The organism is Thalassovita sp. (genome assembly GCF_963691685.1).
In the GTDB taxonomy this organism is placed as follows: Bacteria; Pseudomonadota; Alphaproteobacteria; order Rhodobacterales; family Rhodobacteraceae; genus Thalassobius.
Window position 1 is genome coordinate 1,640,417 of record NZ_OY829290.1, and the last position, 22,541, is coordinate 1,662,957.

At 59.8% G+C, this 22,541-nt stretch carries 18 protein-coding genes; 14 read left to right on the forward strand and 4 right to left on the reverse strand.

Annotation, left to right across the window (positions count from 1 at the left end; genetic code table 11):
* Positions 1-8: 8 nt before the first annotated feature.
* From hemA to ispG, 3 genes are all read left to right on the forward strand, one after another.
* A complete protein-coding gene (hemA, locus tag ACORLH_RS07995) occupies positions 9-1,232 on the forward strand; it encodes a 5-aminolevulinate synthase (RefSeq protein ID WP_321832141.1) in 1,224 nt (407 codons plus the stop codon).
* Between the two features lie 107 nt (positions 1,233-1,339).
* Positions 1,340-2,524, forward strand: a complete 1,185-nt coding sequence (locus tag ACORLH_RS08000; RefSeq protein ID WP_420719811.1) for a RodZ domain-containing protein — start codon at positions 1,340-1,342, stop codon at positions 2,522-2,524.
* A 121-nt stretch (positions 2,525-2,645) separates the two neighbouring features.
* Positions 2,646-3,773 (forward strand): flavodoxin-dependent (E)-4-hydroxy-3-methylbut-2-enyl-diphosphate synthase, encoded by a 1,128-nt coding sequence (gene ispG, locus ACORLH_RS08005; RefSeq protein WP_321832143.1) that lies wholly within the window; start codon positions 2,646-2,648, stop codon positions 3,771-3,773.
* A gap of 75 nt (positions 3,774-3,848) precedes the next feature.
* Here ispG and ACORLH_RS08010 read toward each other — a convergent pair whose 3' ends face one another.
* Together ACORLH_RS08010 and ACORLH_RS08015 are read right to left on the reverse strand one after the other, a co-directional pair.
* Positions 3,849-4,598: a DsbA family protein gene (locus tag ACORLH_RS08010; RefSeq protein WP_321832144.1), complete on the reverse strand. Its 750-nt coding sequence runs from the start codon at positions 4,596-4,598 to the stop codon at positions 3,849-3,851.
* A gap of 2 nt (positions 4,599-4,600) precedes the next feature.
* Positions 4,601-5,935, reverse strand: a complete 1,335-nt coding sequence (locus ACORLH_RS08015) for a M48 family metalloprotease (RefSeq protein WP_321832145.1) — start codon at positions 5,933-5,935, stop codon at positions 4,601-4,603.
* A 60-nt stretch (positions 5,936-5,995) separates the two neighbouring features.
* Between ACORLH_RS08015 and ACORLH_RS08020 the strand changes: the two genes are divergently transcribed.
* The 11 genes from ACORLH_RS08020 to ACORLH_RS08070 all read left to right on the forward strand — a co-directional run bounded on the left by ACORLH_RS08020 (position 5,996) and on the right by ACORLH_RS08070 (position 19,863).
* Complete coding sequence (locus ACORLH_RS08020) at positions 5,996-7,144, forward strand: pyridoxal phosphate-dependent aminotransferase (protein WP_321832146.1); 1,149 nt, start codon at positions 5,996-5,998, stop codon at positions 7,142-7,144.
* 124 nt (positions 7,145-7,268) lie between these two features.
* Positions 7,269-8,495: an N-acetylmuramoyl-L-alanine amidase gene (locus tag ACORLH_RS08025; RefSeq protein WP_321832147.1), complete on the forward strand. Its 1,227-nt coding sequence runs from the start codon at positions 7,269-7,271 to the stop codon at positions 8,493-8,495.
* 123 nt (positions 8,496-8,618) lie between these two features.
* Complete coding sequence (locus ACORLH_RS08030; RefSeq protein ID WP_321832149.1) at positions 8,619-11,168, forward strand: PBP1A family penicillin-binding protein; 2,550 nt, start codon at positions 8,619-8,621, stop codon at positions 11,166-11,168.
* 139 nt (positions 11,169-11,307) lie between these two features.
* On the forward strand, positions 11,308-13,209 hold the full coding sequence (locus tag ACORLH_RS08035) for a cation:proton antiporter (RefSeq protein ID WP_321832151.1): 1,902 nt from the start codon (positions 11,308-11,310) through the stop codon (positions 13,207-13,209).
* 196 nt (positions 13,210-13,405) lie between these two features.
* Positions 13,406-14,152 carry an amidohydrolase family protein gene (locus tag ACORLH_RS08040; RefSeq protein WP_321832153.1) on the forward strand — a complete coding sequence of 249 codons (747 nt, stop codon included), beginning with the start codon at positions 13,406-13,408 and terminating at the stop codon, positions 14,150-14,152.
* 82 nt (positions 14,153-14,234) lie between these two features.
* Positions 14,235-14,534, forward strand: a complete 300-nt coding sequence (locus ACORLH_RS08045; RefSeq protein ID WP_321832155.1) for a FixH family protein — start codon at positions 14,235-14,237, stop codon at positions 14,532-14,534.
* Positions 14,531-15,670, forward strand: coding sequence for a cytochrome-c peroxidase (locus tag ACORLH_RS08050; RefSeq protein ID WP_321832157.1), 1,140 nt, complete (start codon positions 14,531-14,533; stop codon positions 15,668-15,670). Before ACORLH_RS08045 ends, ACORLH_RS08050 begins: the two co-directional genes overlap by 4 nt.
* Before the next feature lie 114 nt (positions 15,671-15,784).
* Positions 15,785-16,912, forward strand: coding sequence for a peptide chain release factor 2 (prfB, locus tag ACORLH_RS08055; RefSeq protein WP_321832159.1), 1,128 nt, complete (start codon positions 15,785-15,787; stop codon positions 16,910-16,912).
* 143 nt (positions 16,913-17,055) lie between these two features.
* A complete protein-coding gene (locus ACORLH_RS08060; RefSeq protein WP_321832160.1) occupies positions 17,056-17,388 on the forward strand; it encodes a putative quinol monooxygenase in 333 nt (110 codons plus the stop codon).
* A 109-nt stretch (positions 17,389-17,497) separates the two neighbouring features.
* Entirely contained in the window at positions 17,498-18,928 is a 1,431-nt protein-coding gene (locus tag ACORLH_RS08065) for an amidase (RefSeq protein WP_321832161.1), read from the forward strand.
* 122 nt (positions 18,929-19,050) lie between these two features.
* Complete coding sequence (locus ACORLH_RS08070) at positions 19,051-19,863, forward strand: DUF2189 domain-containing protein (RefSeq protein ID WP_321832164.1); 813 nt, start codon at positions 19,051-19,053, stop codon at positions 19,861-19,863.
* 69 nt (positions 19,864-19,932) lie between these two features.
* On the opposite strand, the gene ilvN is transcribed toward ACORLH_RS08070, so the two are convergent.
* Together ilvN and ACORLH_RS08080 are read right to left on the reverse strand one after the other, a co-directional pair.
* Complete coding sequence (ilvN, locus tag ACORLH_RS08075; protein ID WP_321832165.1) at positions 19,933-20,493, reverse strand: acetolactate synthase small subunit; 561 nt, start codon at positions 20,491-20,493, stop codon at positions 19,933-19,935.
* 71 nt (positions 20,494-20,564) lie between these two features.
* Positions 20,565-22,319 carry an acetolactate synthase 3 large subunit gene (locus tag ACORLH_RS08080; RefSeq protein ID WP_321832167.1) on the reverse strand — a complete coding sequence of 585 codons (1,755 nt, stop codon included), beginning with the start codon at positions 22,317-22,319 and terminating at the stop codon, positions 20,565-20,567.
* Between the last annotated feature and the right edge of the window lie 222 nt (positions 22,320-22,541).

Below are 22,541 nucleotides of genomic sequence, written 5' to 3' on the forward strand. Positions count from 1 at the left end.
CGAGCCAAGTGGATTATACTGCCAAACTCGATGACGCGCTGAACAAGCTGCACGAAGAAGGGCGTTACCGCACCTTCATTGATATCGAGCGGGAGAAGGGGAACTTTCCCCATGCCATGTGGACCCGTCCTGATGGCGACAAGCAGCCGATCACCGTGTGGTGTGGCAATGATTACCTTGGCATGGGCCAGCATCCCGTGGTTTTGGCCGCGATGCATGAGGCGGTGGATGCCACCGGTGCAGGCTCAGGCGGGACACGCAACATTTCCGGCACCACGGTTTATCACAAACGGCTGGAGGCGGAACTGGCGGATCTGCACCGCAAAGAGGCGGCGCTGCTGTTCACCTCTGCCTATATTGCCAATGACGCGACGCTGTCGACGCTGCCCAAACTGTTCCCCGGGTTGATCATCTATTCGGATGAGCTGAACCATGCCTCGATGATCGAAGGGGTGCGCCGCAATGGCGGGGCCAAGCGTATTTTCCGCCACAATGATGTGGCCCATCTGCGTGAACTGCTGGCGGCGGATGATCCTGCGACCCCCAAACTGATTGCTTTTGAATCGGTTTATTCGATGGACGGCGACTTTGGCCCGATTGAAGAGATCTGCGATCTGGCGGATGAGTTTGGCGCGCTGACCTATATTGATGAGGTCCATGCTGTTGGCATGTACGGCCCGCGCGGTGGCGGTGTGACTGAGCGCGATAACCTTGCCCACCGGATCGACATCATCAACGGCACCCTGGCCAAGGCCTATGGCGTGATGGGCGGCTATATTGCGGCGTCTGCGAAAATGTGTGACGCGATTCGCTCCTACGCGCCGGGCTTCATCTTCACCACCTCACTGCCGCCGGCTGTTGCGGCTGGGGCTGCGGCCTCGGTTGCGCATCTGAAGCAGGATCAGGAACTGCGTGAACAGCACCAGACCCAGGCCAAAATCTTGAAGCTGCGGCTCAAAGGTCTGGGCCTGCCGATCATCGATCATGGCAGCCATATCGTGCCGGTGATTGTCGGCAACCCTGTGCACACCAAACTGATGAGTGACATGCTGCTGGAAGGCTTCGGCATCTATGTCCAGCCGATCAATTTCCCGACTGTGCCACGCGGGACGGAGCGTTTGCGCTTCACCCCGTCGCCGGTGCATGGACCTGAGGAAATGGACAAGCTGGTCAAGGCTCTGGACGAGTTATGGTCCCATTGTGCGCTGAATCGTGCCGATATGAGTGCCTAAAACCATATCTGGTGTAAAAAACCTTGCCATATGCTACGCTGAACGCAACAAAGGTCACGTTCGAATCGTGACGGTTCTGAGGGCGAATCGCTGATAGGGCAGTGGGGATGATAAGGCGTAAAGCACCGAAAATTTCGGAAGACGATGTCGTGAAGCCTATGGGCTTTGACGACTTTGAGCAGCGGCTCGGCGATTTGATGCGCGGGGAACGCGCCACCATGGGCAAATCGCTGCTGGATGTTCAACGGGAATTGCGCATCAAAGCGGCCTATGTGGCTGCCATCGAAAACTGTGATCCCTCTGCCTTTGACACGCCCGGTTTCATCGCCGGTTACGTGCGGTCCTACGCCCGCTATCTGGGGCTTGACCCGGAAGAGGCCTTTGCAACCTTCTGCGCGGAAAGCGGCTTCACCACCGCCCACGGCATGTCCGAAGCGGCCTCCGGCCTGCGCCGTAAAGAAGTGATCGCCAGCCCCAGCCTTGGTGCCAATGATCCGTTTGCATCGTCGACAACCCCGTTTGCCCCGGCCAAAGACGGCTTCTTTGCCAGCATCGAACCCGGCGCGATTGGATCGTCCCTGGTGCTGCTGGGATTGATCGCGGCGATTGGCTATGGTGGCTGGTCGGTTTTGAATGAAATCCAGCGGGTGCAATTCGCCCCGGTGGAGCAGAGCCCGAATGTTCTGGCGGAACTGGATCCGGTTGCGCCAAGCCTGCCGTCTGAGACAGCACAGGGGGATGTTGCTGTCGCAGGTGTCTTTACACCTCCGGCAGATGCGCTGGACCGTCTTTACCGCCCGCAGGCATTGGATGTGCCCGTGCTGGTAGCGCGGGATGCTCCGATTTCGACGCTGGACCCCACGATGGTGGGCAGCTTTAAGCCAGAGGAGCCGCAGATCGATTTTGCGGCGATGTCTGCAGATCCTGAACCGCCAGCCCCCAGCGTGCCGCAGGTTGTCGAAGCAGCAGCACCCGGTGTGGAAATGGTGGCTGTACGTCCCGCTTGGGTACGGGTTCGTGCCGCCGATGGCTCCGTCATCTTCGAAGGCATTATGGAACCGGGTGACACCTGGAAGGTGCCGCAAACCGAAGAGGCGCCGACCCTGCGGGTGGGCGAAAGCGGTGCGATTTATTTTACCGTCAATGGCGAACACTACGGTCCTGCCGGTCCGCGCGGTGTTGTGACCTCAAAACTGGCGCTGTCGGTTGATAATCTGACCGCCAAATACACTGTTGCTGCGCTGGAAGATCATCAGGAGCTGGCCAGCACCGTTGCGGAGCTGCAGCGCTAGGGCAGGCGGAGGCCACCTACCCAAATATGCACATCGATATGCGGCGCTGAGGCAATTGCAGCAGCGCCGTTCTCGCACTATGTAAGGGCCAAAGCCTTAGCCCACCGATGGGAACCGATCCATGTCGCTGAACCACGTCCGCCCTTGGCGCAACATCTATCGCCGCGAAAGCCGCCAGATCCATGTGGGCAACGTGCCTGTGGGGGGCGGTGCGCCGATCTCTGTGCAGACGATGACCAACACGATCACCTCGGACGCCAAGGCAACGATTGAGCAGGTGCTGCGGGCCGCAGATGCGGGTGCAGATATTGTGCGGGTCTCGGTGCCGGATGTCGCTAGCTCCGCCGCGCTGAAAGAGATCGTGAAGGAAAGTCCGGTGCCTATCGTGGCGGACATCCATTTCCACTACAAACGCGGCATTGAGGCTGCTGAGGCCGGTGCCGCCTGCCTGCGGATCAACCCGGGCAACATTGGCAATGAAAAGAAAGTCAAAGAGGTCATTCAGGCCGCGCGGGACAACAATTGTTCCATGCGGATCGGTGTGAACGCCGGGTCTTTGGAAAAGCACCTGCTGGAAAAATACGGTGAGCCCTGTCCGGATGCGATGGTCGAAAGTGGTCTGGATCACATCAAGATCCTGCAGGACAATGACTTTCACGAGTTTAAGATCTCGGTCAAAGCCTCGGATGTTTTCATGTCCGCTGCGGCCTATCAGCAGCTGGCCGATGCCACCGACGCGCCGATCCACCTGGGGATTACCGAAGCCGGCGGGCTGATGTCCGGCACGGTGAAATCTGCCATTGGTCTGGGCCAGCTTCTGTGGATGGGGATTGGCGACACCATGCGTGTCAGCCTGTCCGCCGATCCGGTGGAAGAGGTGAAAATGGGCTTTGAGATCCTCAAATCCCTGGGCCTGCGGCACCGTGGCGTGAACATCATCTCCTGCCCCAGCTGTGCGCGGCAGGGGTTTGACGTGATCAAAACCGTGGAAACGCTGGAACGTCGGCTGGAGCATGTGAAAACCCCGATGAGCCTCAGCATCATCGGTTGTGTGGTGAATGGCCCGGGCGAAGCTTTGATGACCGATGTAGGGTTTACCGGCGGCGGGGCTGGCAATGGCATGGTCTATCTGGCTGGTAAGGCCAGCCATAAAATGAGCAATGAACAGATGGTGGATCACATCGTGGAAGAGGTGGAAAAACGTGCCGCCGCGATTGAGGCTGAGGCGGCACAAGACGCGGCTGAGTAAGCATCACCCGTTTGTTGGAAACGAAAAAGGCAGCCCGCGAGGCTGCCTTTTGTCGTTTGTCGGGTTTACCGGCGCTTACATTTCGGCGCGGATGGCTGCGATCAGTTCCTGCATGCCGTTCAGGGGCACATAGCCTCGCAGCATCTGGTCCTGGATCACAAAGGTCGGCGTGCCCGAAATCGACAGCGCGCTGGCAACCTGATGGGTGTCGGCGATCTGTTGGGTCACCTCGGGGTCATCGATCATCGCCAGGATCGCATCGCCATCCAGATCCAGCTTGCCGGCAACTTTTTTCAGCGACCCTTCGGTGACCTTACCGCGATACTGCATCAGCGCATCGTTCATGCGGGCATAGGCGTCATCGCCAGCAACCTTGCGGGTGGCGATTGCAAAGCGTGACGCCAGCACTGACTCCTCGCCGAGGATCGGAAATTCTTTCACGATGAAGCGGATGTTCTTGTCACCGGCGATCAGCTGTTTGACCTCCTCATGGGCCTTTTTGCAGTAGCCACAACGGTAATCCAGAAACTCCACCATCACGACGTCGCCTTCGGGGTTGCCCGCCTCAAAATCGCGGTCATCCTCAAACAGCGCCGGCGCCAACTGGCGGACCAACAACTGGTCATTGGCCGCTTCCAGCTCGGCCTGTTGCTGCTGATACAGCTCATAGGCTTCGATGATGATTTCAGGATTTTCCAGCAGGTAGCTGCGCACGGCTTGGCCAAAAGCATCACGTTCCGCCGCGTTCATCGCACTCAGGTCCAAGGCCTGCGCCGGCAGGGCAAGGGTGGCAAGCGTGGCAACGCTGGCAAGGAGCTTCTTCATGGTCATTTCCTTTTTTTCTTTTTGGCCTGAGCCTCAGATGCAGAGAGCACATCCTGAGCGCGAAGCCAAGGGGCAGAGCCGCGCGGCAAAAGACTGGCGGCGCGTTTGGAATGGATCAGGGCATTGTCAAATTGGCTGAGCAGGGCATAGCGTTCCGCCGTCAGGAGCGAGGCCATGCCCATCTGGCCCAGTTGGGCATAGGCGGTGGCCATATCGCGCAGAACGCCGCTGTTGCGGAAATCCTTCTGACGTGCCTTTTCCAGAACCCTAAGCGCGGTTTTCGGCTGTTTTGTCAGCAACAAGGCCCGGCCTTGGCCACCGAGGATCAGCGCGTTGTTCGGTGCCAGGCTGGCGGCCTTGCTATAGGCGTTTACGGCGGCGTTCAGTTGCAGGCTTTCCAGCAGGATCTGGCCGCGCAACTCCTGCAGATAGGGGTCTTTGGGGCGGGTCGCGACGGCCTTGTTGATATGGCTGATCGCCTTGTCGGTCTGTGAATTGCGGTGATAGGCCACCGCCTGTCGCATCAGTTTGATGTCCTGGCTCGCACTGTCTTTGGCGCGGCGGAGGGTCCAGCTGGGCGCCCGCAGAAAGGCCGAAAGCTTGCCCTGCGCGCGGGCGAACCAATAGTCCGCGGTTTTGCTGTCCGCGGGCTTCTTCGTGACTGCACTGCTGAGCGCGGTCACCGCGCGCACGCGGTCCCGGCTGAGCGGGTGGGTGCGGGCATAGGGATCCTGACGATGTTCGCTCAGCAACTCCTGACCGCGAAAGAGGTTCAGCACTTCAAGGAAGGCTTTGGGGTCAATGTTTGCTGCTGCCATATACCGAATGGCGGATGCATCCGCGGCGCTTTCCTCGGCCCGTGTATGGCCCTTAAAGACACGTTCCGCTGAACTGGCGGATCCCAGCGAAATCCCGGTGGCGGCACTTGGGTCAGCCCCTGCCGCCGCGGCCGCCACCGCCAATGCCAGGCCCAACGCCGCAGCTGAGCGGGCCGCGCGGGCGTTTTGCGGCCGACGCGACAGATGGCCATTGGCGATATGGGCGGCCTCATGGGCCACAACAGCCTGCAATTCGGCTGCGGATTTCATTTTCAGGATCAGGCCGGAGTGGAGGAAAATATGGCGATTGTCGACGACAAAGGCGTTCAGCGCCGGATCCTTGATGACCAGTACCTTGATCGAACCGGCTGACAGGCCGGCCGCATCCAGCACCGGTTTGGCCAACCGCCCCAACGCATATTCAATATCGGGATCGCGTAACAGCGTTGCTGCCAGCGTTGCAATCGGCTGCAACACCAGCACAGCCGCCACCATAATAACTTTCACCAATCCGGTCATTGACGCTGCACCTGTTTCACAGTCAAAGGGCATAAAGTGACGGCAGCATGGGAGATAGCGATGCGGAACTCAAGGCGCTCTGAGGTGGATCCCTTTATTGTGATGGATGTGATGGAGGCCGCGCGCGCCGCTGAGGAGGCAGGCCGCGACATCATCCATATGGAAGTTGGTCAACCGGGCACCGCAGCGCCCGCCGCGGCCCGCGCCGCCCTGGCACAAGCGATGGAGCAGGGCAGCCTGGGCTACACGGTTGCTTTGGGTCTGCCGGAACTGCGCAAACGCATCGCGCGGATGTATGGCGAATGGTACAATGTGGATCTGGATTGGAACCGTGTGGTGATCACTCCGGGCTCCTCCGGCGCGTTTTTGCTGACCTTCACCTCACTTTTTGACACCGGCGATCGCGTCGGCATCGGCGCCCCGGGCTACCCGTCTTATCGCCAGATCCTGTCCGCCCTCGATCTGACACCGGTGGATCTGCAAAGCTCTCCTGCGAACCGGTTGCAGCCGGTGCCGGCGGATTTTGCCGATCAGAACCTCAACGGTCTGATGGTGGCCTCCCCCGCGAACCCTTCGGGCACCATGCTGGATCGCGGTGCCATGCAGGGGCTGATTGACGCCTGTCAGGCGGGTGGGGTCAGATTCATCTCGGATGAGATCTACCATGGCATTGAATATGAAGCGAAAGCGGTCACCGCACTGGAATTGACCGATGACTGCTATGTAATCAATTCCTTCTCCAAATATTTCTCGATGACCGGCTGGCGCTGCGGCTGGATGGTGGTGCCCGAAGACCATGTGCGCGTCATCGAACGTCTGGCACAGAACATGTTTATCTGTTCGCCCCATGCCAGTCAGATCGTCGCCCTGCACGCGATGGACTGCGAGGAGGAGCTGGAAGCCAACATGCAGGTCTATCGCCAGAACCGGCAATTGATGTTGGAGGGGCTGCCAAAGGCAGGCTTCACCAAAATCGCCCCGCCGGATGGCGCCTTCTTTGTTTATGCGGATGTCAGTGACCTGACCGAAGACAGCCGCGCCTTTGCCGCTGAGATCCTGGAACAGGCAGGTGTTGCCGTCACACCGGGCCTTGATTTCGATCCGGTGCGTGGGGCTGGTACGCTGCGGTTTTCCTACGCGCGTGAAACCGCGCAGATCGAGGAAGGCCTGTTGCGGCTGCAGCGTTTCATGGCGGGACGCAGCGCCTGAGGCAGCTGTTGTATTTTGAGTATTTAAGAAACAGTGAAGAGGGCTGTCAGCGGTTTGCGGCAGCCCTTCGCTTTTCTGGCTGGTTTGGCTAGGCTGGGCGGCAACAAGAACGGGGGCGAATCCGGTGAGCAGGCTGATCAAGATTTGGATGGTGGCCCTGTGGTCGATGCTGGCAGGCATGGCGCAGGCACAGGAGTTGAGCGGTCTCGCCCGGGTTGAGGTGGGGCGCTCGCAGATCACCGACACCCGTGGTGGCGGGATTGAGCTGCGGCTTGGTCTGACCCAGGGTGTGCCTTACCGGGTTTACACGCTGGAAGCGCCGGAGCGGCTGGTGCTGGACTTTCGTGAGGTCGACTGGCGTGGCGTGACGCAGGAGGCGCTGTTGAACGCCGATGCGGTTGAAGGCTTGCGCTTTGGGGGCGTGCGCCCCGGATGGTCGCGGATGGTGGTGGATCTGGCGGGACCGCTGGCCATTGAGACGGTGGAGATGGTGCTAGAGGACAGCACGGGCGCGGCAGATCTGACCGTGGCGCTGAGCGCGGTGAGCGCAGAGCGTTTTGCTGAAGTATCGGGCGCGCCCTATGATCCGCGCTGGGATCTGCCGCCTGTCAGTGGCATGGCCAAGGTGACCGCGCTGCCCGGCGAGGGCCCGTTGCGGGTGATGTTGGACCCCGGTCACGGTGGCATTGATCCAGGCGCCGAGCGGGATGGCTATAATGAGAAAGAGCTGATGCTGTCCTTTGCGCTGGAGCTTAAAGAAACGCTTTTGAGATCAGGTGGTTTTGAGGTGATGCTGACGCGGGACGAAGATCGCTTTGTCTCACTGGAACGCCGTGTTGCGCTGGCACATGAGCAGGGCGCCCATGTCTTTATCTCACTGCACGCCGATGCCTTGGCCGCCGGTCAGGCGCATGGTGCAACGGTGCATCTGCTGTCTGACAGTGCCTCGGATGCGGCTTCGGCCAAATTGGCGGAGCGCCATGACCGCGATGATATCCTGTCGGGCGTGGATCTGACCGGCCAGGACGATGTGGTGGCGGATGTTCTGCTGGATCTGGCGCGCCAGGAAACCAAGCCGCGCGCCAAACGGCTGGCTGAGGCCATGGTGGAGGGTATCCGCGCCACTGGTGCACCGATGAACAAACGACCGCTGCGCCATGCAGGGTTTTCGGTGCTGAAGGCGGCTGATATCCCTTCGGTCCTCTTGGAGGTTGGCTTTATGTCCAGCCCCCGGGATCTGGAAAACCTGACCAACCGGCAATGGCGGATTTCTGTTGCTGCGGGCATTCGCGATGCGCTGCGGACCTGGGCACGGGAGGATGCGGCGCTGTCTCAATTGGTGCGGCAGTAGCCCCTGACAAGCCCTCGAGCAGCGGCAAAACATAGCCCAAGCGCTGCGTTTCACCCCAACTTGTTTTGACGCTCAAGGTGGGGGTGACTATAGAGTGGGCAGAACAAGACAAGGACGGCATTTGTGCTGAGGTTCATTCTATCGTTTTTCGGGGGCATCTTTACCCTGATCACCCTGGGAATTGCGGTCGCTGCGCTGAGCATCGGCTCGATTTTCTACATCTATGGCCGTGATCTGCCGAGCCATGAGGCGCTGGCCCAATACACGCCCCCGACCATCAGCCGGATCTATTCCGGTGAAGGGCGGATGATCGATGAATTTGCCAAAGAACGCCGTCTGTTCACCCCCGCCGAAGAAATCCCGGATCTGGTGAAATACGCCTTCATTTCGGCGGAAGATAAGAACTTCTACACCCACAAGGGCTATGATGCCCGCGGCATTGCCGCTGCAGCGGTGGAGGCGGTGCGTTCACGTGGTCAATCGGTGCGCGGTGCCTCGACCATCACCCAGCAGGTGATGAAGAACTTCCTCCTGGGGGGCGAACGCCGCATTGAGCGGAAGATCAAAGAGATCATCCTTGCGACCCGTGTGGAACAGACACTGAGCAAAGAGCAGATCCTTGAGCTCTACATGAATGAGATTTTCCTCGGCCAGAACTCCTACGGGGTGACGGCTGCGGCGCAGACCTATTTCAACAAGACGCTTGGCGAACTCAGCCCGCATGAGGCTGCGACACTGGCGTCGATGCCGAAAGCACCGGGCAAATTCCACCCCGTGCGCAACAAAGAGCGTGTGCTTGCGCGGCGGAACTTCGTGCTGAAAGAAATGTCGGAAAACGGCTACATCACCGAAGCGGCCTATCTGGCCCAGAAAGAGCTGCCGCTGCGTTCGGTTCAGAACGGCGATTTTGAAAGCTTCAAATCCGCCCTGCCGCCGCGGGATTACTTCACCGATGAGATCCGCCGCCAGCTGAGCCGTGATTTCGGGGAAGAACAGTTCTTTTCCGGCGGGATGACGGTGCGGGCCACTGTTGAGCCCGAGATGCAGATCAAAGCCGCCGAAGCGCTGCGCCGCGGGCTGGAGGATTATGACCGCAAACAAGGCGTCTGGCGTGGCACTGGTGTGACCATCCCCGCCGATCAGCTGGGCAGCGAAGCGGCCTGGCGCGCTGCGTTGGCTGATGCCGAGGTGCCGCGCGACATCACCCTGAACGGCAAATGGCATCCGGCCGTTGTGCTGCGTCAGGGCAACAATGATGTGCGCATTGGTATCGAAGGCGTGGATGAGGACGAGGACGGCCATTGGATCATCGGCAAAGATGTGACCTGGGCTGCCCCTCAGCTGGAGGATGGCAAGGTTGGCCGCAAGGCAAAAAACGCCCCTGATCTGCTGAACGTTGGCGATGTGGTTCTGGTCCGTGCCCTGACCAAGGATGATGACGGCAGCTTCGTGCGCTGGACCCTGCGCCAGGTGCCTGAAATCCAGGGTGGTTTCATGGCGATGGACGTCAACACCGGCCGTGTGATCGCGATGCAGGGCGGCTTCAGCTACCAGCATTCGGTGTTTAACCGCACCACCCAGGCGCAGCGTCAGCCAGGCTCGTCCTTCAAACCCTTCGTTTATGCGGCTGCGCTGGACAGTGGTTATTCACCGGCAACCATCGTGATCGACGCCCCGATTGAGGTGAACACCCCGCAGGGGCTGTGGCGCCCCAAGAACTCGTCCAACAAATTCTACGGCCCCACACCGCTGCGCACCGGCATTGAGCAATCGCGAAACCTGATGACCATCCGTCTGGCGCAAGAGGTCGGCATGGACGTGATCGCCAACTATGCCGAACGTTTTGGCGTTTATGACGATATGGGGCAGTTCCTGGCGAACTCACTGGGGGCGGATGAAACCACGCTTTACAAAATGGTGGCGGCCTATGCGATGTTTGCCAATGGCGGGGAGCGGGTTGAGCCGACGCTGGTGGACCGTATTCAGGACCGCTATGGCCAGACCATCTACCGTCACGATCAGCGTGATTGTGTGGAATGTGAACTGGCTGAACTGCCTGCAGATCAAAGCCCGCGCATCGTCAGCAACCGGGCCCGCGTGATGGATGAAACCACCGCGTATCAGCTGACCTCGATGATGAAAGGTGTGGTTGACCGCGGCACCGCGACCAACATTCGTGTTGGGGTGCCGATTGCGGGCAAAACCGGCACCACCAATGACTCACGCGATGTCTGGTTTGTCGGCTTTTCCTCCAACATCGTGGCCGGCTGCTACATGGGCCATGACAACCCGCGCCCGCTGGGCCGCGGCGCTTATGGCGGCACCATGTGTGGCCCGGTCTTTGCCGAGTTCATGAAAGAAGCGGTGCAGCGGTATGGCGGCGGCGCCTTTGAGGTGCCTGAGGGCGGCCGTTTCATCAAGATCGACCGCTATACTGGTGAGCGCCTGCCTGATGAAGCCAGCGGTGAGGCCGTTGTGGCCGAATACTTTCGCGATGGGGAGGAGCCGCTCTTTGGGATCACCTTTGACGGTGGTTTTGCCATGGGCGCAAACCTGCCCCTGTTCGAAGAGGTGCAGGAGGTCGGCCAGGAGGTCACCACCTCAACCGGGCGGACAACGGTGGTTGGGCCCAAGGCCAGCTTCGGTTCGGTCTCCTCAGGTGGCCTGTACTAGCGCACATGTGTGTCTGAAAATTCGAAGCACCCTGCGTCAGCGCGCAGGGTGTTTTTGTTTGCGCAGATCACACCCTCTAGGCGGGCAGACATAAATCGGCGATGCTGCGGGGGCGTTTGAACAGGATGGACCAACCCCCATGACCGATTTCCTTTTGCTTGCATTTACCTTTCTTGTGGCCGGGGTGGCCGCGGTGCCGATCGCCTCAAAACTGGGGTTAGGATCGGTGCTGGGCTATCTGATCGCGGGGATTGCGATCAGCCCGGTTCTGGCGATCCTTGGGGTTGATGTGATTGCCATCCAGCACTTCGCCGAATTTGGCGTGGTCATGATGCTGTTCCTCGTCGGGCTGGAGTTGGAGCCCAAGGTTCTGTGGCAGATGCGGGCCCGTCTGTTGGGCCTTGGCGGCGGGCAGGTGGGGCTGACCACGGTTGCGGTTGCGGCTGTCGCCTACCTTATGGGGCAGCCGTTTAACGTGGCTTTGGCCATCGGTCTGGTGCTGGCGCTTTCCTCCACCGCGATTGTCCTGCAGACGCTGAATGAAAAGGGGCTGATGAAATCCGACGGCGGGCAATCCAGTTTCTCCGTTCTGCTGACCCAGGACATCGCCGTGATCCCGATGTTGGCCTTCATCCCGCTGCTGGCGATGCCGGATCTGGTGAATATGGCGCCGGGTCTGGAAGGTGCGGGCAGTTCGGGCCATGCCGGTGGTGACAGCGGCGGCTTTAGCCTAGTGGCTGGCCTGCCGGGTTGGCAGGTCACGTTGATCACACTTGGCGCCATTGCCTTTGTTGTGGTCGGGGGCATTTCGCTCACCTCACCGATTTTCCGCTTCATCTCAGCCGCGAACCTGCGCGAGTTGTTCACCGCTGCGGCGCTGATGATGGTGGTGGGCATTGCCCTATTGATGACCCTTGTTGGTCTGTCGCCGGCGCTTGGCACCTTCCTGGCCGGTGTTGTTTTGGCGAACTCAGAATATCGCCATGAGTTGGAAAGTGACATTGACCCCTTCAAGGGCCTGCTGCTGGGGCTGTTTTTCATGACGGTGGGGGCGGGGATCAACTTTGGCCTGCTGTTTGACAACATCCTGACCATTCTGGCGCTGACTCTTGGCCTGATTGCGTTGAAGGCCGCAATCCTGCTGCTGCTGGCCCGTCTGTTCAAGCTGGAAGGCAGCGATAAATGGCTGTTTGCGCTTGGCCTTGCGCAGGCGGGTGAATTTGGCTTCGTGCTGCTGTCCTTCACCGTGGCCAATGCGGTGATCCCGGCGGCGATTGCGGATCAGCTGCTGCTGGTAGTGGCGCTGTCGATGCTGCTGACGCCGGCGCTGTTTATCCTCTATGATCGTGTCTTTGCCGCGATCGGGGTTGAGGATCAGGAACGTGAAGCGGATGAGATGCCCGATGGCGCCAAGATCATCATCGCAGGCGCCGGCCGCATCGGTGGGCTGGTCAACCGGATCGCCGAGGCCGCGGGCTATCAGCCCACGGTGATTGACTACAGCTCCAAACGGTTGGAGATCCTGAAAAAATTCGGCGTGAAACACTACTACGGCGATGCCACCCGGCCGGATCTGTTGCACGCCGCAGGCATCCAAGAGGCCAAGGTGCTGGTCATCGCCATTGATGACCGCGAAAAGATCAGCGAGCTGACCCATTACGTCAGCAAAAACTACCCGCATGTGCATATCGTGACCCGTGCAGTGGACCGGGATCATGTCTATGACCTCTGGGCGCATGGCAGCCGCGACATCATCCGCGAAACCTACGACAGTTCCCTGCGCATGGGGCGCAGCCTGTTCGAGGCCTTGGGCATTGACCGCCCTATCGCGGAAGAAATGCTTGAGGTCTTCAATGAAACGGACCGCCGGGCGATGCTGGCTGTTGCGGATGCCCATAAGGTTGGTGTGGCGAGCCATGAAAACGATGAATACGTCGAAAGGGTGCGCTCCATGCTGGATGAATGGCAGACCCAGCTGCAGGCCGATATTGAGGTGGTGCGCCAAGGCGGGCCGCGCCCTGACCGGTCGGCTGACGGCTAGGGCTGAAGGGCAGACTTTTCCCAAAGGGCGGCGGCATGATGCGGCCGCCCTTGAACCATGGGGCCTGCGGTTTACCATTCCCAGCACTCACCAGCGAAGGACTGAGACCGTTTTGAAAACACCCCTGCGTTCCGCCCTGACCCTTTCATTGGCTGCGTTGATCACTGCGGCGTTTGTCCCCCACGGCAGGGCCGAGATGCGGCCGATCTTTGATGCCCATATCCACTACAGTCATGATGCGGTGGAGCGTGTGCCGCCAGAACAGATCGCCAAGATCCTGCGTGAGGCCGGCGTGAAAAAGGCGCTGGTTTCCAGCTCTGATGACAACGGCACGCAACTGCTGCTGGCCGCCGCGCCTGATATCGTTGTGCCTGCTCTACGGCCTTATAGCCGGCGGGGGGCGATTGGCACCTGGATGCATGATGCCTCGGTCATCGACTATCTGCAGCGCAACCTGGCCCAGAATGACTATGCCGCGATTGGGGAGTTTCATGCCTATGGCGACGATATCAAGACCGAGGTGATCCAGGCGCTGATCGCCATGGCCAAGGAACGGAACCTGCTGCTGCATCATCACGGTGACCGCGCCGCGCTGGATCTGATTTTTGCCACATGGCCTGAGGCGCGGGTGCTTTGGGCGCATTCGGGGTTTGATGATCCGGCAGATGTTGTTGAAGCACTGGACACCTATCCGCGGCTTTGGGCGGATCTGGCCTATCGCTCTGACATGGCCGTCGGCGGGCAGGTCACAGCAGACTGGCGTGCCGCCTTTGAGGCGCATCCGGATCGGTTCATGGTGGGCACGGACACCTTCGCGCCTGAACGCTGGTACTACGTGGGGCCGCATGCTGACTTTACCCGCGGCTGGCTGGCCGATCTGCCGGACGGCATTGCGGACCAGATCGCCTATGACAATGCGGCGCGGATGTTGGCGGCTAAATGAGGGCCAAATGAGAGGATGCGTTTTTGCTGTTCTAGCCGTAGCGTTGCCATCGGCGCCAGCCTTGGCCTGCGACGGGGAGGTGATGCAAAGCAGTACGGCAAAGGCACCGGAGGCCAGAATTCAATTTGAGCCGCCCCAGATCTCACAACCCTTTGTGGTGCGCGTGGCCCTATTTGACGGCGGGCAGGTGCTGACGGTTGATGCCATCATGCCGGCCCATCAACATGGGATGCTCTATCGTCCGAGTATGAGCACCCCGGAGCAAGGTCGCTATACGGTAGAGAACCTTGTGTTTCACATGCCGGGCCTCTGGCACATTCAGGTGCAGGCTGAGGTGGACGCGCGCCGCATCGATTATGTCTATGAGACCGTGGTGCAATGATCCGCCGGGGGCTGCGTGTTCTGCTTGCCGCTGCGGGGCTCTGGGGCAGCCTGCCTGCTTTGGCATTGGCCGAGGTGATCCTGAGCGATGCGGAGATTGCCCGGCTCAGCGCCTTCGGTCCCTGGCCGCCGGTGGCGGAGCCTGACCCCAGCAACCGCTTTTCCAGCGATCCACAGGCCATCGCGCTAGGGCAGGCGCTGTTCAATGATCCGATCCTGTCCTCAGATGGGCTGTTGTCCTGCGCCAGCTGCCACGATCCTGAGGGTGGTTTCACCCGGCCTGTCGCGCGCGGCATGGGGCGGGTTCTGCTGGACCGCAACATCCCCACGGTGCGCGATCTGGCGGGGTTGCGCTGGTTTGGCTGGGGTGGGCGCAGTGATGCGCTGTGGGCGGCCAGCCTGCATCCGATTGTGGATCCCACCGAAATGGCCCATGCGCCTGAGGCGTTGAAGGTGAGCCTGCTAAACTCCCCCTATGCCGAGTGGCTGGAACAGCTGCTGGGTCCCTTGCAGGGCCATACGGGGGAGGCGGTGTTGGTCAATATCGCCAAGTTGCTGGCGGCCTATCAGGAAACGCTGGTCAGCGCGCCAACCCCGTTTGATCAGTTCCGTCTTGACCTGCTGCAGGGGCAGGCGGTCAGTTACCCCTTGGCCGCGCAGCGGGGATTGCAGATCTTTCTGGGCCGCGGGAACTGCAGTTTCTGCCATGTTGGTCCACGTTTCACCAACAATGAATTTCACGACGCCGGGGTGCCCTATTTCCTGTCTGCAACCCGGGTTGATCCGGGCCGCCATCAAGGGCTGCAACGGCTGCTGTCTAGCCCCTACACGCTGGACAGCCAGTGGAGTGATGATCCGGCCCGCACCGGCGCCTGGGCGCTGCGGTCGGTGCGCCAGCGCCACAGTGATTTCGGCAGTTTTCGCACACCAACTTTGCGCGGCCTGACCGATACTGCGCCCTATATGCATGACGGCAGCCTGCCCACACTGGAGGCCGTGGTGCGTCATTACAGTGAGATCAACACCGAGCGCCTGCATGCAGATGGTGAGGCGATCCTTGCGCCTTTTCACCTGTCAGAGCGGGAGGTGGCGGATCTGGTTGCCTTCCTTCAAACGCTCAGCGTGCCTGACGGGTAAGGATTTGAGTATTTAAGGAACATTGAAAAGGCCATAGCCAAAGATGCGGCGCTTGCCCCTGCTGCGCCACCTTGCTATCACGCAGCACTGACAAGAGATAAGCAGGATTGCCCCATGCGCGCCGAAGTTCAGAACATCGTTTCCGAGATTGAAAAGTCCCTGGCGCTGCTGCGTCAGCGGATGGATTATGAGACGGCGCAATTCCGCATGGAAGAGTTCAACGCCCGGGTTGAAGACCCGACGCTGTGGGACGATCCGGAAAACGCCCAGAAACTGATGCGCGAGCGTCAGACCCTGCTGGATGCGATCAAAACCCATGACGATATGCAGCAAGAGGTTGCCGATAACATCGAGCTGATCGAACTGGGTGAGATGGAAGAAGATGATGAGGTGATCGCTGACGCCGAAGCCGCGTTGAAGGCGCTGGTCGCCAAGGCGGCTGAGAAAGAGCTGGAAGCGCTTCTCAATGGGGAAGCAGACAGCAACGATACCTTCCTTGAGATCAACTCGGGCGCGGGCGGCACGGAAAGCTGCGACTGGGCCTCGATGCTGGCGCGGATGTATGTCCGCTGGGCGGAGAAGAAGGGCTATAAGGTTGAACTGCAGTCGATGACCGCGGGCGAAGAGGCGGGCATCAAATCCGCCGCTTATAAGATCACCGGCCACAACGCCTATGGTTGGCTGAAGTCGGAATCGGGTGTGCACCGTCTGGTGCGGATCTCACCCTATGACTCGGCTGCGAAACGGCACACCTCGTTCAGCTCGGTCTGGGTCTACCCGGTGGTGGATGACAATATTGAGATTGAGGTGAACCCGTCCGATATCCGGATCGACACCTATCGTTCCTCTGGCGCCGGTGGTCAGCACGTGAACACCACAGACTCGGCCGTTCGGATCACCCACATTCCCACCGGTGTGGTCACCACCAGTTCGGAAAAATCGCAGCACCAGAACCGTGACATCGCCATGAAAGCGCTGAAATCGCGGCTGTATCAGATGGAATTGGACCGCCGCAACGCCGCCATCAACGAGGCGCATGAGAACAAAGGGGATGCCGGCTGGGGCAACCAGATCCGCTCCTACGTTCTGCAGCCCTATCAGATGGTGAAGGACCTGCGCACCAGCCATGAGACATCGGACACCAAAGGGGTGCTGGACGGTGATCTGGATGGGTTCATGGCCGCCACACTGGCGATGGATGTGTCCGGCAAAAGCCGCTCGGAAGCGCAGGCAGACGATTGATCTGACCGTCAGTCAACGTGAATGGTTGAGATGACAAAGGCGGGTTCAGTGACCCGCCCTTTTTTGATGTGGTGTCTTGTGGTTAGCGCCGGAACCTCACATGGTTTGATGGCCCCTGTGACCCAAGAAATCGGATCGATAAGATGATTTTGGAAATCCGCCACTACACATTAAAACCCGGCAAGCGGGAAGAGTTCATCGCCTATTTTGAAACCCGCAACCGCGAAGCCCTGCGCGAGGCTGGGATGCTGGTCTGGGGACCGGTGCGCGATGTGGAACATCCTGACAAGGTGCATTGGATGCGGGCCTTTGCTGACGAAGCTGCGCGGGAGCGGCTGAAAGAGGCGTTTTACAACGGTCCCGTGTGGTTGGAGGAGGTCGAAGCAAAGGCCATGCCGCTGATCGCGCATTATCAGGCGGATGTGGTCGAAACCACCGCTGGATTTGAGAATTTCGCAGGCGCCCCGACGCTCTGATGCTAAGAGTTTGGCGGCGTTTGGTCGTTGTCCATTAGGATAGCGTGCCGATAAAAGATTGTCTCCCAACGCTTTATCGGCAATCCTCATATTCGAGCGGAGGAAGGTGATGGATATTCTCGACTGCGACGCGCTGGAACTTTCGGCGCTGCTGGAGGCAAGAGACCTCAGCGCGGTCGAACTGATGCGCGCCACGCTGGAGCGGATCACCGCCATCAATGATGATGTAAATGCCATTGTTGCCCTGCGCGATGGCGACCGGCTTTTGGATGAGGCGCGCGCCATTGATCAGACCGAGCGGCGCGGATGGCTGCACGGGATCCCTTTGGCGGTGAAGGATCTGGCCAATGTCGAAGGGCTGGTCACCTCGATGGGCTCCCCGATGCAGGCGCGCACCGTGGCGCCGCAGGACAGCGTGTTTGTGGAACGGATGCGCCGTGCCGGGGGACTGTTTATTGGCAAAACCAATGCACCTGAATTTGGCCTTGGCTCACATACCTTCAATGACGTCTATGGCGCCACCCGCAATCCCTATGATCTGACCCGGTCCTCCGGTGGATCCTCTGGCGGTGCGGCGGCGGCGTTGGCAACGCGCATGGTCAGCGTGTCGGATGGGTCTGACATGATGGGATCGCTGCGCAACCCGGCGGCCTGGAACAACGTCTATGGCTTCCGCCCCAGCTGGGGCCGGGTGCCGTCCGATCCCGATGGTGAGCTTTTCCATAACCAGCTGTCGACCAATGGGCCGATGGGCCGGTCCCCTGCCGATATTGCAGCCCTGCTGGAGGTGATGGGCGGCTGGGATATGCGCCAGCCTTACGGCCTGCTGCCGCAGATGTTTGTTGACCGCATCCGCACCAATGTGAACGGGCTGCGGATTGGCTGGCTGGCGGATTGGGGCGGGGCCTATCCGATGGAAGATGGGGTGCTGGAAACCTGTGAATCGGCCCTTGGGGTGTTCGAACAATTGGGCTGCAAGGTCGAGTATCTGGCGCCGCCGTTCCCCGCCGTTCGCCTGTGGGAGGCCTGGACGACCCTGCGCTCCTGGGCCATTGCCGGCAATCTGGCGCCGCTGCATGCAAACCGCGCCAGCCGCGCCCAGCTGAAGCCCGAAGCGATCTGGGAGATTGAGCAGGGGCTGGAGCTGTCGGGCATGGCGGTCAATCGCGCCTCTGCGGCACGGTCAGATTGGTACCGGGCTGCGATCGAACAGTTTGCGGAGGTGGATGTGCTGATGCTGCCCTCGGCGCAGTGCTGGCCCTTCCCGGTGGAATGGCGCCATCCCGAAGAAATCGCAGGCCAGACGATGGACACGTATCACCGCTGGATGGAGATTGTGATCCCCGTCAGCCTGCTGGGGCTGCCCTGCATGTCGATCCCCGCTGGTTTTGGCTCACAGGGCCTGCCGATGGGGATGCAGTTGATCGGCCCGCCGCGTGGTGATCTGAGGGTGCTGCAGATCGCCCAGGCCTGGCATGAGGCCACGAACTGGCCCGGCAAACACCCGCCGCGCCCGGCCCAAAGCCTGCGGCTGCATTAGTGTGGCCCTCGGCGCTAATGATGCCGAAAAGAAATATGCCAATTTTTCTATGCATTGCCTCGCTTCGGCTTTAACCTAAACCCAAGTGGCACCAAGCCGAAGGCCAGGGAGGGGTAAGAGCAATGACAGAGGCACCACAGCACGGTGTGCCTGAGTTGGGGCAAGTGACGTTTTCTGTATTGAAAGAGGCCCTGAAGCGCGGCTGGTCAGACATGCGGCGGGCGCCGCTATTTGGGGTGATCTTTGCCTCGGTCTATGTGGCCTTGGGCTGGCTTATGGCCTGGATCACTATTCGAACCGGGCAGAGTTACTGGCTGGTCTTTGCCGCTGTTGGCTTCCCCCTGGTGGGGCCGTTCACCGCAGTGGGTCTTTATGAGGTCAGCCGGCGACTGGAACACGGCATGCCCTTGAAACTTAAGCCCGTGTTCGGCGTGATCCTCTTGCAGAGCCAACGGCAATTGCCCTCGATCAGTGCGATCATCATCTTCATGTTTCTGTTCTGGTTCTTTCTGGCCCATATGATCTTTGCCGTCTTTATGGGCACCATGACCATGACCAATGTCTCAACTTCTTTTGAGGTCTATCTGACCTCAAACGGTCTGGCGATGCTGGCGGTTGGCACGGCGGTGGGGGCCGGATTTGCGCTGTTGCTTTACATGATCACCGTGGTGTCGCTGCCGATGCTCTTGGACCGCGAGGTTGATTATGTCTCAGCGATGATCGCCTCATTCCAACTGGTGCAGGTAAATTTCATGCCCATGATCTTCTGGGCCGGGTTTATCGCCGTGGTGACTTTCCTGTCCCTGCTGCCGGGGTTCCTGGGGCTGTTAGTGACCCTGCCGCTGTTGGGCCATGCCACATGGCATCTATATGATCTGCTGTTGCAGGCCGGGACGGAGGAGGCTGCGGAAAACGGGACCGAGGCATTGGTTTAATCCGCCTGCCACCTGCACAGCAAAAAGGGGCCCATTGGGCCCCTTTGTCATATCGGGATTTGGCTTGGATCAGACGCCGCGGGACAGGGCGGCGACGCCGGTGCGGGCGATTTCCACCATGCCGAGGGGGCGCATCAGATCGGCAAAGGCGTCGATCTTGTCCGGTGCGCCGGTCATTTCAAAGACAAAGCTGCTCAGGGTCGAATCCACCACATTGGCGCGGAAAATCTCAGCCAGACGCAGCGCCTCGATACGCTTTTCACCTTCGCCTTCAACCTTGATCAGCGCCAGTTCACGTTCGACCACATCGCCTTCGACGGTCAGGTCATGCACGTCATGCACAGGCACGATGCGGCCCAGCTGCGCCTTGATCTGTTCGATCACCTGCGGGGTGCCGGTGGTCACAATGGTGATGCGCGACAGGTGACCGGTGTGATCCACCTCAGCCACGGTCAGGCTTTCGATGTTGTAGCCCCGACCGGAAAACAGACCGATCACACGGGCCAGAACACCCGGTTCGTTGTCAACCAGAATCGCCAGAGTGTGGCGTTCTTTCACGTCCGAGAAGTTGGGGCGCAGGTTATAGGCGGAGTGGCTCGTGGAGCCTTTTTTGATGTGTAGAGCAGCCATTGGTTCTCTCTTTCAAATCATATGCATCAGCAGGGAGGAACGGGGGCAGGGTCTGCCCCCGAGGCGCGTCATCACACCAGCACGGCGCCGCCGGCCTGGATCACGCCCTGGGTTTCAGCCTCACCCAAGAGCATTTCATTGTGGGCCTTGCCCGACGGGATCATCGGGAAGCAGTTTTCGTGCTTCTCAACCAGACAGTCAAAGATCACCGGCCCGTCGTAGTTCAGCATTTCCATGATCGCATCATCCAGATCGTCCGGATCCGAGCACTGAATGCCCTTACAGCCAAAGGCCTCGGCCAGCTTAACGAAATCAGGCAGCGCTTCGGACCACGAGTGGCTGTAGCGTTCGCCGTGCAGCAGCTCCTGCCACTGGCGCACCATGCCCAGACGTTCGTTGTTCAGGATGAACTGTTTCACCGGCAGGCGGAACTGCATGGCGGTGCCCATTTCCTGCATGTTCATCAGCCACGAGGCTTCGCCGGCGACGTTGATCACCAGGCTGTCGCGATGGGCCATCTGAATGCCGATGGAGGCGGGCACGCCATAGCCCATGGTGCCGAGGCCGCCTGAGGTCATCCAACGGTTTGGATCTTCAAAGCCCAGATACTGCGCCGCCCACATCTGGTGCTGACCCACTTCGGTACAGATGTAGCGATCGTGATCTTTGGTCAGCGCCTCAAGGCGTTCCAGCGCATACTGCGGTTTGATGGTTTTGCCTTCCTGGGTGTAGCTCAGGCATTTGACCGCTTTCCAGGCTTCGATCTGTTTCCACCAGGTTGCCAGCGCAGCACTGTTGGTTTTGCGCCCGCGGGCTTTCCAGACCTTCAGAATATCTTCCAGCACGTGGCCGACGTCGCCGACAATCGGAATGTCGACCCGGATCACCTTGTTGATCGAGGAGGGGTCAATATCGATGTGCGCTTTGGTCGAGTTCGGGCTGAAAGCATCCAGACGGCCTGTGATCCGGTCGTCAAAGCGTGCGCCAACGTTGATCATCAGATCACAGTCGTGCATCGCCATGTTGGCTTCATAAAGACCATGCATGCCCAGCATGCCCAGCCATTTGTCACCCGAAGCAGGATAGGCGCCCAGACCCATCAGGGTAGAAGTGATCGGGAAACCGGTGCCTTCGACCAGTTCGCGCAGCAGCTGGCTGGCCGCCGGGCCCGAGTTGATGACGCCACCACCGGTGTAGAAGATCGGGCGTTCGGCTTTTTCCAGCGCGTCCACCAGCATCTCAATCTCGGCCATGTCACCTTTGACCTTGGGCTGGTAATGGCTGACCTCAACCTTCTGCGGCGGGGTGTATTCGCCATCGGCGAACTGCACGTCCTTCGGGATGTCGATCAGAACAGGACCGGGGCGGCCCGAGGTGGCCACGTGGAAGGCCTCATGCAGGGTGCCCGACAGTTTGTCGGTGTTTTTCACCAGCCAGTTGTGTTTGGTGCAGCTGCGGGTGATGCCAACGGTGTCGGCTTCCTGAAAGGCGTCTGAACCAATCATGAAGGTCGGCACCTGACCGGTCAGAACCACAATCGGGATCGAGTCCAGTAGCGCATCGGTCAGGCCGGTTACCGCGTTGGTGGCACCGGGGCCCGAGGTTACGAGGCACACACCGGGTTTGCCGGTGGAACGGGCATAGCCCTCAGCCGCGTGAACCGCGCCCTGTTCGTGGCGCACCAGAACGTGCTTGATGTCGTTTTGCTGAAAAATCTCATCATAAATCGGTAGCACGGCGCCCCCGGGGTATCCGAATACGACGTCCACACCCTGATCCTTCAGGGCTTGAACTACCATTTTCGCTCCGGTCATCTGACGTGTCATGTGTTTGCTCCGTTTACGACGTCAATTTTAAAGCTATCCAAGAAAAAGCCCCCGACTTTCGTCTGGGGGCGCATGGGGTTCCATTATGGTGTCCGTTACCGGCCCATGCGCCAAAATCCAATAATGACCACTAGTGCGTTCATTGTTCAAAGACCCTTTTTGGTGCTTGGGCTGAGTATTATGGGCCTCTGAGAGGGGCGTCAACCGCTAAAGAGGCGGAAA

What these genes read in the sequence shown, in the direction of transcription:
- ACORLH_RS08000 (WP_420719811.1), top strand. Translation starts at nt 1,340, where the DNA reads ATGATAAGGCGTAAAGCACCGAAAATTTCGGAAGACGATGTCGTGAAG.
- ispG (WP_321832143.1), top strand. Translation starts at nt 2,646, where the DNA reads ATGTCGCTGAACCACGTCCGCCCTTGGCGCAACATCTATCGCCGCGAA.
- ACORLH_RS08010 (WP_321832144.1), bottom strand. Translation starts at nt 4,598, where the DNA reads ATGAAGAAGCTCCTTGCCAGCGTTGCCACGCTTGCCACCCTTGCCCTG.
- ACORLH_RS08015 (WP_321832145.1), bottom strand. Translation starts at nt 5,935, where the DNA reads ATGACCGGATTGGTGAAAGTTATTATGGTGGCGGCTGTGCTGGTGTTG.
- ACORLH_RS08020 (WP_321832146.1), top strand. Translation starts at nt 5,996, where the DNA reads ATGCGGAACTCAAGGCGCTCTGAGGTGGATCCCTTTATTGTGATGGAT.
- ACORLH_RS08035 (WP_321832151.1), top strand. Translation starts at nt 11,308, where the DNA reads ATGACCGATTTCCTTTTGCTTGCATTTACCTTTCTTGTGGCCGGGGTG.
- ACORLH_RS08040 (WP_321832153.1), top strand. Translation starts at nt 13,406, where the DNA reads ATGCGGCCGATCTTTGATGCCCATATCCACTACAGTCATGATGCGGTG.
- ACORLH_RS08045 (WP_321832155.1), top strand. Translation starts at nt 14,235, where the DNA reads ATGCAAAGCAGTACGGCAAAGGCACCGGAGGCCAGAATTCAATTTGAG.
- ACORLH_RS08050 (WP_321832157.1), top strand. Translation starts at nt 14,531, where the DNA reads ATGATCCGCCGGGGGCTGCGTGTTCTGCTTGCCGCTGCGGGGCTCTGG.
- prfB (WP_321832159.1), top strand. Translation starts at nt 15,785, where the DNA reads ATGCGCGCCGAAGTTCAGAACATCGTTTCCGAGATTGAAAAGTCCCTG.
- ACORLH_RS08060 (WP_321832160.1), top strand. Translation starts at nt 17,056, where the DNA reads ATGATTTTGGAAATCCGCCACTACACATTAAAACCCGGCAAGCGGGAA.
- ACORLH_RS08065 (WP_321832161.1), top strand. Translation starts at nt 17,498, where the DNA reads ATGGATATTCTCGACTGCGACGCGCTGGAACTTTCGGCGCTGCTGGAG.
- ACORLH_RS08070 (WP_321832164.1), top strand. Translation starts at nt 19,051, where the DNA reads ATGACAGAGGCACCACAGCACGGTGTGCCTGAGTTGGGGCAAGTGACG.
- ilvN (WP_321832165.1), bottom strand. Translation starts at nt 20,493, where the DNA reads ATGGCTGCTCTACACATCAAAAAAGGCTCCACGAGCCACTCCGCCTAT.
- ACORLH_RS08080 (WP_321832167.1), bottom strand. Translation starts at nt 22,319, where the DNA reads ATGACACGTCAGATGACCGGAGCGAAAATGGTAGTTCAAGCCCTGAAG.